The following is a 12032-nucleotide window of genomic DNA, read 5'->3' as shown; positions in this document are numbered from 1 at the left end:
CTGGCATTGGTGGAGCATTCCTATTTAACGCGGGTGGATGATCTGTATCTAACTTTTAAGATACTAATTTCAAAAAACAAACCCGCTTATTGCGGGTTTTTTTATACCTGCATTTCGGAAATATTAATAGAAAGAGTAAAAGATGTTATTTAGTCAAATTAAAACCAAGCCAGGTGAAGCAACTAGTCTAGTTATGCCATGCAAATATGTAGCATCACCGACCATTGCGTTTGAACAATTAGCAAACAACAGCGAGCATAGTTTGTTATTGGAATCAGCCGAAATCGATAGTAAAGATAATTTAAAGAGTTTAATGCTCATTGACGCAGCAGTTGTTTTTGAATGTTTTGGACACAAAGTAATCGCAACGGCTAAATCTGAAAATGGTAACGCGGTGATAGACTATCTTTACTCTATCTTCAATTCCGATATATATAGCATTGACAGTAAAGAAGTTCAGGCTACACGCAACGAACATACGTTAGAGCTTACTTTTGAAAGTATATGTTTAGATACTGATGAAAGAGCTAGACTAAAGCAGTTAAATGCCTTTGAAGTGTTACGCGCTGTTATAAAAAACATTTCTCATAATGAAGAAGATGTATTTTCAGTATTCTTAGGCGGTGTTTTTGCTTATGACATGATCGCTAATTTCGAAACACTTCCTAGCGTTCCTGATGGTTTTAATACATGTCCCGATTATTCGTTTTATCTTGCTGAAACTATGCTGGTCATTGACCACCAAAAAAAATCGACGGATTTGATCGGCAATGTATTTAGTGGCGATAGTGTATATCAAACTTGTTTCGCCATTGGCCGTAGATTAGAAGATCTTAAAAATAGCGTAAATTCTATTGAACACACAGAACCAACCCCTACTACCTATTCTGATGTGAATTTTGATTCTGCAGTGCCTAATATTTCCGACAAAAACTTCAAAGAAACTGTCACTAATTTAAAAAATAACATTATTCAAGGTGACGTTTTTCAAGTGGTACCTTCACGCGGTTTTACGCTCGATTGCTCCGACGCTATGTCCGCTTACAAACAGCTAAAAGCCGATAACCCAAGTCCTTACATGTTTTATTTAAAACATCCTAGTTTTGAACTATTTGGTGCATCACCGGAGTCCGCATTAAAGTTTGAAGCGGAGTCAAAAAATGTAGAGGTATATCCGATCGCTGGTACGCGTATTCGTGGCTTTGATAACAAAGGTAAAATAGATAAAGATTTGGATTCACGAATCGAGCTAGACCTCAGAAATGATAAAAAAGAAGTGTCTGAACATATCATGCTTGTCGACTTAGCACGTAATGACGTTGCTAGAATAAGTAAAACCGGTTCACGATATGTAAAAGACTTCTTAAAAGTAGACCGATATTCCTATGTAATGCATTTAGTTTCCCGTGTCATTGGTGAGTTAGAAGATGATTTAGATGCATTGCATGCATATCAAGCATGTATGAATATGGGAACTTTGGTAGGCGCGCCAAAAATTAAAGCAGCCGAATTAATCCGTAAAGTAGAACAAACAAGACGAGGTAGCTATGGCGGTGCTGTCGGTTATTTAAACGGTCGTGGTGATATGGATACTTGTATCGTAATTCGAAGTGCATTTGTAAAAGACGGTAAAGCTTTTGTTCAGGCTGGTGCTGGTGTCGTGTTTGATTCTGATCCTGAGTCTGAAGTTAATGAGACTAGTAATAAAGCTAGAGCAGTTATCAAAGCAGTGCTAAATGCAAATCGAAGTGTTAACGAAGGAGAAAAGTAAATGGCTGACATCGTCTTTATCGATAACCAAGATTCATTTACCTACAATTTAGTTGATGAATTAGAGAAACTAAATCATAAAGTTACCGTATATAGAAATACGGTGTCGAAACACACGATAGAGTCAAAGGTGTTTGAATTACAAAAAACTGGTAAATCGGTCATTCTGTTTTTCTCTCCTGGCCCCGGCACTCCTTCAGACTCACCTTGCATGAGTGACTTACTGAAGTCATTAAGTGGCGTAGTTCCAATATTTGGTGTTTGCTTAGGACATCAGGCAATTGCGGAGTATTTCGGTGGTAAAGTTGGTTTAGCAGGCGAAACTGTACACGGAAAATCGTCAGTGATTCAGTGTGAGGAGCACCCTATTTTTGATGGATTACCAAGAAATCTCACCGTAGCTCGTTATCATAGTTTAGTAGCAACGACTGTTCCGGAAAATTTAATGGTGATCGGGCATTACAATAATATGCCAATGGCGTTTATTGATGAAAATAATCGGATCCTTAGTTTTCAGTTCCACCCGGAATCAATTTTGACAACGCTCGGAGCGAAACTACTAGAGCAAAGTATTAACTATTTATTAAAGGAAAGTGGTCAATAATATGAACACAGTACAATTGGATCTTATTCATTTAGCGATGACAAATCGCTCTCTAACAAAAGAACAAACATACAAATTGTTTACCGATGTAGTAAATGGCGAAATGGATGACATTCCGTTGGCTGCTTTACTGAGCGCTTTAAAAGTTCGAGGTGAAACAGCCGAGGAGATTGCGGGGGCGGCAATGGCATTAGCCGATAATGCGGTGCCTTTTCCATCTTTAGACTTCGACACGATAGACAATTGCGGTACAGGTGGTGATGGTACCAATACCATTAACATAAGTACGTTGTGTGCGATTGTTGCCGCTAGTATGGGCCTAAAAATGGCAAAACATGGCAATCGAAAGGTTTCGTCTAGCACAGGTTCTGCTGATGTACTTTCAGAGCTTGGTGTACCCCTTGATATGACGCCTGAAGTGGCAAAAAAATGTTTAGTTGAATCAAACTTAACATTTTTAATGGCGCCTCATTATCATCGTGGTATTAAGCATGCGATGCCCGTTCGTCAAACTTTACGAACTCGCACTATTTTTAATGCGCTTGGTCCTTTAGTTAACCCAGCGAAGGCGACAACTTGTATTATTGGGGTATACGATCCAGATCTATGTCGCCCTATGGCAGAATCGTTGAAGTTACTTGGTAAAAAACGCGCATGGGTGGTTCACGGTGCTGGTATGGATGAAATTGCAGTCCATGATAAAACGAAAGTCGTTCAGTTAATCGATGGTGAGATATCAGAGTTTACGGTTAAGCCAGAGGACTTCGGTCAAATAAGATATACGGTGAAAGATTTGGTGGGTGGTGAACCAGCTCATAACGCAAGTATTATTCGTCAAGTGCTTGCAGGTAAAGGTTCTCCAGCACATAACGCTGCGGTAATAATTAATACGGCACCGTTACTATTACTTACTGGTAGAGCTGACTCACTTTTAGACGCTGCAAATCAAGTTAAGAACGCGTTAGCTTCAGGTCAGGCACTTACGACGCTCACAAATTTTGTCGACATTGCAAATAAAGGTTAATGGATAGCAAAATGAATGTATTAGAAAAGATAGTTCTTGATAAACGCGAAGAAGTATCAAACCGAAAAGCATTGTTACCGTTGGAAACTTTTATCTCAGGCTTATCAAATTCAACACGAAGCTTCTTCGACGCTATAAAAAATGACAAACAAAAGAATGGGCGTGGCTTTATTTTAGAGGTAAAGAAAGCCAGTCCGTCAAAAGGTTTAATTCGTGAGCGATTTGATTTAGAAGAAATCTGTACGGCATATAAAGACTACGCAAGTTGTGTTTCTGTTCTTACTGACGAAAAGTACTTTCAAGGTGACTTTGAAAGGCTACCCAAAGTTCGAGAGTTGCTTGCTCAGCCGATATTATGTAAAGATTTTTTTGTTGATATTTATCAAGTTTATTTAGCCCGTTTTTACGGTGCCGATGCGGTGTTGCTTATGCTATCTGTACTCAATGATAACGAATACAAAGAGCTTTCAAGCGTCGCGAATGATTTAGGGCTTGATGTATTAACCGAAGTTAGTAACGAGGAAGAGATGCTAAGAGCAATTGAACTCGAAGCTAACATCATAGGTATAAATAATCGAAACTTAAGAGACTTATCAACCGATTTGAAACAAACGGTGTTACTCGAGGAGGTGTTTAGGTTGAACGCACCTTCCTCACAAAAACAAAACACCCTACTTATTTCAGAGTCAGGCATCTATAACCATCAACAAATAAATCAATTGTCACATTTAGTGGATGGCTTTTTGGTAGGTAGCTCGTTGATGGCTGAAAAAGACATAAAGCGTGCGTGTCAAAAACTAACCTTCGGTGAACATAAAGTATGTGGATTGACTAATTCACAACAACTTAATGATATTGCAAACGCGGGAGCTAGTTACGCAGGTTTTATATTCGCACAAGGCAGTAAAAGACAGATAAGTCTTGAACAAGCAAAGGAAATTGTAACATCGGCCAATTCCTCAACGAACAATCCATTAAACCGTTTAAGTATTGTTGCTGTTGTACAAAACCAACCGATCGATTTTTTATTGCAATTAGTCGCTCATTTACCACTAAGTGCAATTCAATTGCACGGTACTGAAGACGATAGCTACATAACCCTTATTAAAGATGCTCTGGCAAAGTCAGGCCATGGTACAGAAATTTGGAAAGCTATTTCTATCGGTGCTGGTGAGGCTTTACCAGAAAAATGGCCAAATGTGGATAGAATTGTCTTAGATGCAAAAAGTGATAGTGGTGAATTAGGCGGGACAGGAATTACTTTTGACTGGTCAGTGCTAGCTGCCTTAAAAGAAGATTTTACATCTCCTAAAATATTTTTAGCGGGTGGATTAAATCAAGAGAACTTTAGTTCTGCACTATCACTTCCTGTTATCGGCTTAGATTTTAATTCAGGGTTAGAAGATTCACCTGGACAAAAATCAACATCAAAAATAAATACTGTATTTTCTAAAATAACGAGTCGTACAACGTCTCTAAAGGAACAACATGAATTCGATTAAAAAGACCCTGCCGGCTTATTTCGGTGAATTTGGTGGTATGTTCGTACCTGAGTTATTTGTACCTGCGCTTGAGCAATTAGAACAAGCCTACATTGAAGCGATGGACGATGATGCATTCCATAGTGAGTTTAATGCGCTACTAAAGGACTATGCTGGTCGCCCTACACCACTTACGTTATGCAGGAACTTGACGGCGGGTACAAAAACAAAAATATACCTTAAACGTGAAGACTTATTGCATGGTGGCGCGCACAAAACTAACCAAGTATTAGGCCAGGCGCTTTTAACCAAGCGAATGGGCAAAAAACGTGTCATCGCCGAAACCGGAGCCGGTCAACATGGTGTAGCAACAGCTTTAGCTTGTGCGTTATTGGGATTAGAAGCCAGAATTTACATGGGCGCAAAAGACATCGAACGTCAACAACCCAATGTGTTCAGAATGAAGTTAATGGGAGCACAAGTTATTCCTGTTAATTCAGGTTCAGGTACGCTTAAGGATGCAGTTAATGAAGCAATGCGTGATTGGGCCTCTACATATGAAGAAAGTCACTATTTACTTGGCACAGCTGCAGGCCCTCACCCATTCCCGACGATAGTGCGCGATTTTCAAAAAATGATTGGTGAAGAATCCAAGCAGCAAATATTAAAAGCTGAAGGCAAACTTCCAGACATCGTAATGGCATGTGTTGGAGGCGGCTCTAACGCTATTGGAATGTTTAATGATTTCATTCCAGAAGACGGTGTTCAACTTATCGGTGTAGAGCCTGGAGGTAAAGGTTTAGACAGTGGTTTACACGGAGCGGCATTGGCAGTAATTGACAAGGGTATCGACTCCACCGGTATACTTCACGGTGCATATACCCACATAATGCAGGACAAAGATGGGCAAATTGAGGAGTCCTACTCAATTTCTGCGGGATTAGACTACCCTGCCGTTGGCCCTCAGCATGCGCATTTAAAAGCAACTGGACGAGCAGACTATGTTGCAATTAACGATGATGAAGCGTTAGACGCATTTCAAGTTCTCGCTAAGAAAGAAGGTATTATCCCAGCAGTCGAGTCCTCTCATGCACTTGCCTATGCACTAAAATTAGCAAACGAAAATCCTAGTAAAGAACAAGTTATTTTGGTCAATCTGTCAGGGCGCGGCGATAAAGATCTTGCCCACGTTCATGCGGTATTAGCCGAACAAAACAAGGACGCTTAAAATGAGCCGATATAGTAAACTTTTTAATGAATTAAAAGCCGCAAAACAAGGAGCTTTTATTCCTTTTGTAACCGTTGGTGATCCATCGCTTGAGCGAAGCCATGAAATCATTCGTCAATTAATTCTATCTGGCGCAGATGCACTAGAGTTAGGTCTGCCATTTTCAGATCCAATTGCCGACGGGCCAACGATTCAAAAAGCCAACATTCGAGCGTTAGAACATAAAATTACAACTCAAGACTGCTTAGATATTATTAGAAAAGTTCGAGACGAGTTTCCAGACACACCAATCGGCTTGTTGCTTTATAGTAATTTAGTTATGGCGAAAGGCCTATCTAGCTTTTATCAAAGTTGCGCTGAGGCCGGGGTTGACTCTGTTTTAGTGGCCGATGTACCTGTTAGGGAAAGTAAACCTTTTAGGTTAGCAGCAAAGAATGCCGGAATTGAAGCTGTATTTATTGTACCGCCGCACGTAACCGATGAAACATTACGCGCAATTGCATCATACTCTCGTGGTTATACTTATTTGTTAAGTCGTGCAGGTGTTACCGGTGCGGAAACAAAAGCAAATATGCCTCCGGAGGTCATGATAAATAAGCTAATCGAATACAAAGCTGCACCGCCTGTGCTAGGTTTCGGTATTTCATCGCCTGAGCAGGTAAATGAAGCTATTTTGTCTGGTGCAACTGGTGCCATTTCAGGCTCAGCAATTGTTAAGATAATAGAACAAAATCTTAACAATCAAACTGAGCTATTAGCTGCGCTAGCAGCCTTTGTAAGCAGCATGAAGAACGCAACAATTAAAGCTTAATAGACTAAACTAGCTAATACCTATGTATTTATGAACCTGCACTGATAAACGCCAGTTTTTATCTTTGCAGGTTTCTATTGCTAGCTTAGTTGCTGATACCTTTTGACTAATCGGTTGTAGATATATTAGTGCGTTATCGGCTATTGGTGCTTTTGCAATTAAATGTTCCAACTCCTCGACATGCTTCTCTCGGGCTATCGGGTGCTTAATCTCGTTAGCCCTTGCCATACAATTCGCTAACACTTCGTAACCACCGGCCATGTTAATTTTTGGAGATACAGTAACCCAAGTTAAATCAGGAACTTTCAGTTCAAAAGTGCCACTTGTTTCAATCTGTGTCGAATAACCATTTTTATGTAATAAATCACATAGTGGCACTAGGTCGTACATTGCTGGCTCACCGCCTGTGATCACTACATGTTTGGCGCGATAACCTTGCGACTGTATAAAACTGAGTAGTTGTTCTGCATTAGCATCTGCCCATTGTTCAGTTTCACTATTCTTTTCAATAACATTCTTTAATGTTATTTCCTTATCGCCGTCCACATTCCAAGTGTGTTTTGTATCACACCACGAACAACCCACTGGACAACCTTGAAGTCGAATAAAAATCGCAGCTGTGCCAGTATATTGGCCTTCACCTTGGATCGTTTCAAAAAACTCATTTATTTTATATGTTGTCATACCCAACCTAATAAAACACCATAGGTTATTCTATAGTTTAAGAATAGTTACCTTTTGATCTGGCGCCGAATACATTAAAATCTGTTAATCGCAAAGTATAACAAAACTTGAACATAAAATGTTTGGTTCTAAATAGGATTTTTTATGACTGAAAAAGTCGTGGTCATTTACTCTGGTGGTATGGACTCATACACTGTTTTAAATAAAGCAATAAAAGACGGTTATGACGTGTATGCCCTCACCTTTAATTACGGGCAACGTCACGTTAAAGAAGTGGAATATGCGAAACGGGCGTGCGATTTATTAAAAATTAACCACAAAATTGTCGATATTAGTGCTATCAATTCTATTATAGCGGGTTCTTCGCTTACCGATGATATCGACGTTCCCGACGGTCACTATGAAGCCGATAGTATGAAGCAGACCGTAGTGCCAAATAGAAACATGATATTGTTATCGTTGGCAATTGGCTACGCCGTTAGCCTTGGCGCGACAAAGGTATACTACGGTGCACACTCTGGAGACCATGCCATTTATCCTGACTGTCGTCCTGAGTTTGTAAGCAAAATGCAGGATGTATCGGCCATCGCAAACTACGAACCCGTTGATATAGCAGTGCCTTATATCAATAATGACAAAATAGAAATATTAGCTGACGGGATTTCAATGGGCTTAGATTATAGCTTAACTTGGACTTGTTATAATGGTAGAGAGAGAGCATGTGGGACTTGTGGCGCTTGTCAGGAACGTTTAGAAGCATTCGCTAAAAATGGAATAACTGATCCGTTAGTCTATGAAGTCTAATGTATCACCACTTAATATAGATGCATCAAGGTTAGCGTACCTTGATGCATCTATATTTGAAATAATCACAAAGCGAACATTATCTGAATTTGAATTAATAAAAATACTGCAATTAAAACCTTATGAGATTTTTTCAGAAAATGCTTTAAGCCACACCTTGTCGCTTTTTCACACCCATTTTATTGTATTTAACTCTCTGTATCGCCTAAAACTCGAAGGAGAAAAACAAGGTAACTTTACAGTACATATTAGCGCCTTAGCTATAAAACTTGTCTTGTTTAAAACTGATAAAGAAGTCTCAGGATCTAATAATAATGAAATCAACATGCCTGCAATCGGTGACGATAAGCTGCAAGCGTTTTATTTAGATTGGGATAATTTTGATGCAAAGCAAAGCGAAGTTGATGCTCTATTCGATTCGTTTTGGGTACGCTATAACAGCCATTATCAGAATACTTTGACTGCAGCTTTATCCGTGTTCCAGTTTAATAGCATACCAAGTAAGAGGGAGCTAAAGGCGGCCTTTAAAAAAAGGAGTCTAATCTTACACCCCGACAGAGGTGGTTCGAGCGAACAGTTTAAAGCGCTTTTATCAGCCTACCAGGTGATCAACAAAGCGATATAATCCTTATTTACTATTTTTTAACAACCAGTTATTTAATATTTTAACTTGACCACACTTTTGGGCTGCGTAAGTTAATCTTAATGCGTTTGATAATATTGTACTGTCATCCCAGCCCGTTTGTTGTCTAATATCCTCCAAACACTGTTGAGCCGGCTCGGTCAAGTATCCTCTTACTTCTTTCTTTCCTGCTTGAGCTTTACGCTCTCTATAACGTTTTTGTTTTTCAGCGTTTGTTAAGGGCATTCTTTTAACCTAAAGTTAAGATATCAGTGACTATTTCACTGTTCAGAGTTGTTTAGCGTACAAGTGTAAGCTAAATTACCAGTTCTCTAAATCTTGGTGGAAATAAGTAATAACAATATGGTACAGAAAAATAGCTACGATAAAAACGATTTAATTGCATGCGGTAACGGCGAGCTATTCGGACCGGGAAATAGTCGCTTACCATCTGACAACATGTTAATGATGGATAGAATCATTTCCATTACTGATGAAGGTGGTGAGTACGGAAAAGGTCAAATCATTGCTGAACTCGATATTAATCCAAACTTATGGTTTTTCGAATGTCATTTTAAAGGCGACCCTGTGATGCCAGGCTGTCTTGGTCTAGACGCTATGTGGCAACTGGTCGGATTCTTTTTAGGTTGGTCAGGTGGGCCAGGATTAGGCAGAGCACTTGGCGTGGGTGAGGTAAAGTTCACGGGACAAATATTACCGACTGCAAGTAAAGTGACTTATAAAATCGACTTAAAGCGTGTTATTAAACGAAAACTTTATATGGGTTTAGCTGACGGTTCTGTTTCTGTTGATGGTAAAGTCATTTATGAAGCAAAAGATTTAAAAGTCGGTTTGTTTACTGACACATCGTCATTTTAAGTCCGAATATCTAATTCAATAAAAAAGCTCGTTATTTACGAGCTTTTTTGTGGCTATCATATTAACTATTTAAACAAACCATAGTTTTTGTCACCTATGGCTTCTCGATACCCTCCAAGCCACTGCGATTTAGAATCCTGAGATTGATATGGACAAGCTTCTTTAGACCGTCCAGTAATACCTGCTTTATAACCTTGCGAATGAGCTCTATCTAAGCGATCACGTTTTTGTCTTTTCATAGGCATAACCTCTATATTTTGTTTATTGTTATACGAGCACTAATTTGAATAAATACCTTTTTCTCGTCAGTGCCTATGTATATGAATAGTAAATTACAGAATTATGATCAACTGTTTATTTGCAATAAATTCGTCACAATTAAAAAAGCCCATGATATACATGGGCTTAATACATAGATTAAAGAGTTATAAAAATCGGCGTCTAATAACTACAAACACACCTAAAAGTGAAATTAACAAAATGCTATTAGCAAAACCTTTTCGCTCATATGGTACTGATACGTCTTCAGCACATACATCCACTGAGCCACCATCGATAGGCTCTAATAAAACAGCAACTGGGACTTCCACAGTAACTGCTTCACCTGAGTCATCTTTAACAACTTCACCTAACGCATCTCTTTGCTCCACCGTCTTGAGGGCAGTTGCGACTATTTCATTGTTGTTATTAATGTCACGAGCTTCAATTACCTCATAACTTGAATTGCACTCAGTTAAATCGTTAATATTATTAAACTCTTTACTAATAGCATTGTAGATAAACGCATGTTTACGACGTTGATTTGCTGTTGTAACTTCGTATTCGCCTTCACCTACGACGATTCCATTATTGTTAATGGAATTACCTATCGCTTGGCTACCTTTATAAAACACGACTGGAAACTCCAGGGTATCCGAGTTTAAGTCATAAACAAAAAATGTGTCGTTAAATTGACCGTCAAAAAACTTTTGAACCTTACCAACAACTAAGTTTTGATTATTGATATCAACAGCATAACCAGCATCATAGCCATCACTTTCTGATAAAATATGTTTAGTTTCGCCGTTAGCAAACACTAAAGGGTACTTAGCAACAGCGGTCGTACTTGAAGAGTTGAAAAGTGGTGCATCACCATAACCTACGGCGATCCCTGCATCGTTTACTGCCGCCGCATATGCCGTATAATTGCCAGTTTGCACCTCTGTCGGTTCAAAAGCTAAATCATATGTTATTGTTTCTACAACCGAATTATTTGAATCAAGTTTCCAAACTACAGGCCGCAATTTAAATACATTACCCTGGACGGTATAACTCCACTGACATACTTCTAAAGGTAAATTAGAGTCTTCACAGCCCGTTTCTATTTGCGAAGTAAAATTATCAGTCACCCCAATTGATTGAATGCCTGATACATATCCTGTTTCTGAGATATCAAATGCACTTGAAACGCCACCATAGGTAGTGTTCGTTGGCTCAATTATAGCAACTTCACCATTACTTAATAATACGGCTCTCTTATTATATTCTCGAGAAAACAGAATTGTTGGAGTCAGTTCTCCCTCTGTTGTTTCTATATCAACGGTTGAATAAACATATGGCGCTGATACAGTACCAACCGCTACACCCGAATTGTTGATATTAGATAACTGCTCAGTATTACTTCTTGTATAAGTGCCAAGGCGTTCATCTATTTGATCAACTAAATTAAGTACGCCATTATCATAATTATTTCCAAAGTAGCTTGTTTTTATATCACCTACTTTCTGAAATGCCGAGTTATAGGCATAGATGGTTGAAGTAGAAGACGTACGGGCTAACTCTGACTTTAAGCATGCTGCTGAAGAAGCATCTAACGCTTCGGCATCTAATTCTTCTTGGGACACACCACAATTTGCTCTCAAAATGGAGTGTGTTGTTGACGATAACACATCAAAGTAAAACGGAAAATTTACACTGTCCCTTGAAATACTTAATACATCACCTACATCGTTATTAGCGATACCAAAACTCTGCCTGTAATCTGGGGCAACTGATAATTCTACAACTTTATATTTAGCTGCATGAGATGCAGTACTTATAAGTAACGTTGCGACTGCCACCGCAGTTTTAGAAATTTTCACCTTGT

Annotated in this window: 13 protein-coding genes; 9 read left to right on the top strand and 4 right to left on the bottom strand. The window is 39.0% G+C overall.

The window, feature by feature from the left end:
* Positions 1-142: 142 nt before the first annotated feature.
* Genes J9318_RS08105 through trpA form a run of 6 tightly spaced genes read left to right on the top strand, consistent with a single transcriptional unit; the run spans position 143 to position 6918 of the window.
* Positions 143-1771, top strand: coding sequence for an anthranilate synthase component 1 (locus J9318_RS08105; protein ID WP_210559443.1), 1629 nt, complete (start codon positions 143-145; stop codon positions 1769-1771).
* The gene (locus tag J9318_RS08100; RefSeq protein WP_210559442.1) at positions 1772-2374 is read left to right on the top strand and encodes an aminodeoxychorismate/anthranilate synthase component II; all 603 of its coding nucleotides are present in this window, start codon (positions 1772-1774) and stop codon (positions 2372-2374) included.
* A 1-nt stretch (position 2375) separates the two neighbouring features.
* Entirely contained in the window at positions 2376-3398 is a 1023-nt protein-coding gene (gene trpD / locus J9318_RS08095; protein ID WP_210559441.1) for an anthranilate phosphoribosyltransferase, read from the top strand.
* Positions 3399-3409: 11 nt separating this feature from the next.
* Positions 3410-4900, top strand: coding sequence for a bifunctional indole-3-glycerol-phosphate synthase TrpC/phosphoribosylanthranilate isomerase TrpF (gene trpCF / locus J9318_RS08090; RefSeq protein ID WP_210559440.1), 1491 nt, complete (start codon positions 3410-3412; stop codon positions 4898-4900).
* Positions 4887-6107 (top strand): tryptophan synthase subunit beta, encoded by a 1221-nt coding sequence (gene trpB, locus J9318_RS08085; RefSeq protein WP_210559439.1) that lies wholly within the window; start codon positions 4887-4889, stop codon positions 6105-6107. Before trpCF ends, trpB begins: the two co-directional genes overlap by 14 nt.
* Position 6108: 1 nt before the next feature.
* On the top strand, positions 6109-6918 hold the full coding sequence (trpA, locus tag J9318_RS08080; protein WP_210559438.1) for a tryptophan synthase subunit alpha: 810 nt from the start codon (positions 6109-6111) through the stop codon (positions 6916-6918).
* A 9-nt stretch (positions 6919-6927) separates the two neighbouring features.
* Here the strand turns inward: trpA and queE are convergent, their stop codons facing one another.
* The gene (queE, locus tag J9318_RS08075; RefSeq protein ID WP_210559437.1) at positions 6928-7602 is read right to left on the bottom strand and encodes a 7-carboxy-7-deazaguanine synthase QueE; all 675 of its coding nucleotides are present in this window, start codon (positions 7600-7602) and stop codon (positions 6928-6930) included.
* Between the two features lie 144 nt (positions 7603-7746).
* Here queE and queC point away from each other — a divergent pair, with 144 nt between their 5' ends.
* Together queC and J9318_RS08065 are read left to right on the top strand one after the other, a co-directional pair.
* Positions 7747-8406, top strand: a complete 660-nt coding sequence (queC, locus tag J9318_RS08070) for a 7-cyano-7-deazaguanine synthase QueC (RefSeq protein ID WP_210559436.1) — start codon at positions 7747-7749, stop codon at positions 8404-8406.
* Positions 8396-9031, top strand: coding sequence for a DNA-J related domain-containing protein (locus J9318_RS08065; protein WP_210559435.1), 636 nt, complete (start codon positions 8396-8398; stop codon positions 9029-9031). Before queC ends, J9318_RS08065 begins: the two co-directional genes overlap by 11 nt.
* Before the next feature lie 3 nt (positions 9032-9034).
* Here the strand turns inward: J9318_RS08065 and J9318_RS08060 are convergent, their stop codons facing one another.
* Complete coding sequence (locus J9318_RS08060; protein ID WP_210559434.1) at positions 9035-9274, bottom strand: hypothetical protein; 240 nt, start codon at positions 9272-9274, stop codon at positions 9035-9037.
* Positions 9275-9391: 117 nt separating this feature from the next.
* On the opposite strand from J9318_RS08060, the gene fabA reads away from it, so the two are divergent.
* Positions 9392-9907: a bifunctional 3-hydroxydecanoyl-ACP dehydratase/trans-2-decenoyl-ACP isomerase gene (fabA, locus tag J9318_RS08055; RefSeq protein ID WP_210559433.1), complete on the top strand. Its 516-nt coding sequence runs from the start codon at positions 9392-9394 to the stop codon at positions 9905-9907.
* 65 nt (positions 9908-9972) lie between these two features.
* Here the strand turns inward: fabA and rmf are convergent, their stop codons facing one another.
* Both rmf and J9318_RS08045 read right to left on the bottom strand, forming a co-directional pair.
* Positions 9973-10146: a ribosome modulation factor gene (gene rmf, locus J9318_RS08050; protein WP_210559432.1), complete on the bottom strand. Its 174-nt coding sequence runs from the start codon at positions 10144-10146 to the stop codon at positions 9973-9975.
* A 186-nt stretch (positions 10147-10332) separates the two neighbouring features.
* On the bottom strand, positions 10333-12027 hold the full coding sequence (locus J9318_RS08045) for a DUF3466 family protein (RefSeq protein WP_244732058.1): 1695 nt from the start codon (positions 12025-12027) through the stop codon (positions 10333-10335).
* Between the last annotated feature and the right edge of the window lie 5 nt (positions 12028-12032).

It is taken from the genome of Psychrosphaera aestuarii, assembly GCF_017948405.1.
GTDB lineage: Bacteria > Pseudomonadota > Gammaproteobacteria > Enterobacterales > Alteromonadaceae > Psychrosphaera > Psychrosphaera aestuarii.
Note: the sequence above shows the minus strand (reverse complement) of the source record. Positions and strands in the feature narration are given on the sequence as shown.

Bases quoted from the DNA above. Each gene is read 5' to 3' on its own strand.
- J9318_RS08105 (WP_210559443.1), top strand. From the start codon at position 143: ATGTTATTTAGTCAAATTAAAACCAAGCCAGGTGAAGCAACTAGTCTA.
- J9318_RS08100 (WP_210559442.1), top strand. From the start codon at position 1,772: ATGGCTGACATCGTCTTTATCGATAACCAAGATTCATTTACCTACAAT.
- trpD (WP_210559441.1), top strand. From the start codon at position 2,376: ATGAACACAGTACAATTGGATCTTATTCATTTAGCGATGACAAATCGC.
- trpCF (WP_210559440.1), top strand. From the start codon at position 3,410: ATGAATGTATTAGAAAAGATAGTTCTTGATAAACGCGAAGAAGTATCA.
- trpB (WP_210559439.1), top strand. From the start codon at position 4,887: ATGAATTCGATTAAAAAGACCCTGCCGGCTTATTTCGGTGAATTTGGT.
- trpA (WP_210559438.1), top strand. From the start codon at position 6,109: ATGAGCCGATATAGTAAACTTTTTAATGAATTAAAAGCCGCAAAACAA.
- queE (WP_210559437.1), bottom strand. From the start codon at position 7,602: ATGACAACATATAAAATAAATGAGTTTTTTGAAACGATCCAAGGTGAA.
- queC (WP_210559436.1), top strand. From the start codon at position 7,747: ATGACTGAAAAAGTCGTGGTCATTTACTCTGGTGGTATGGACTCATAC.
- J9318_RS08065 (WP_210559435.1), top strand. From the start codon at position 8,396: ATGAAGTCTAATGTATCACCACTTAATATAGATGCATCAAGGTTAGCG.
- J9318_RS08060 (WP_210559434.1), bottom strand. From the start codon at position 9,274: ATGCCCTTAACAAACGCTGAAAAACAAAAACGTTATAGAGAGCGTAAA.
- fabA (WP_210559433.1), top strand. From the start codon at position 9,392: ATGGTACAGAAAAATAGCTACGATAAAAACGATTTAATTGCATGCGGT.
- rmf (WP_210559432.1), bottom strand. From the start codon at position 10,146: ATGAAAAGACAAAAACGTGATCGCTTAGATAGAGCTCATTCGCAAGGT.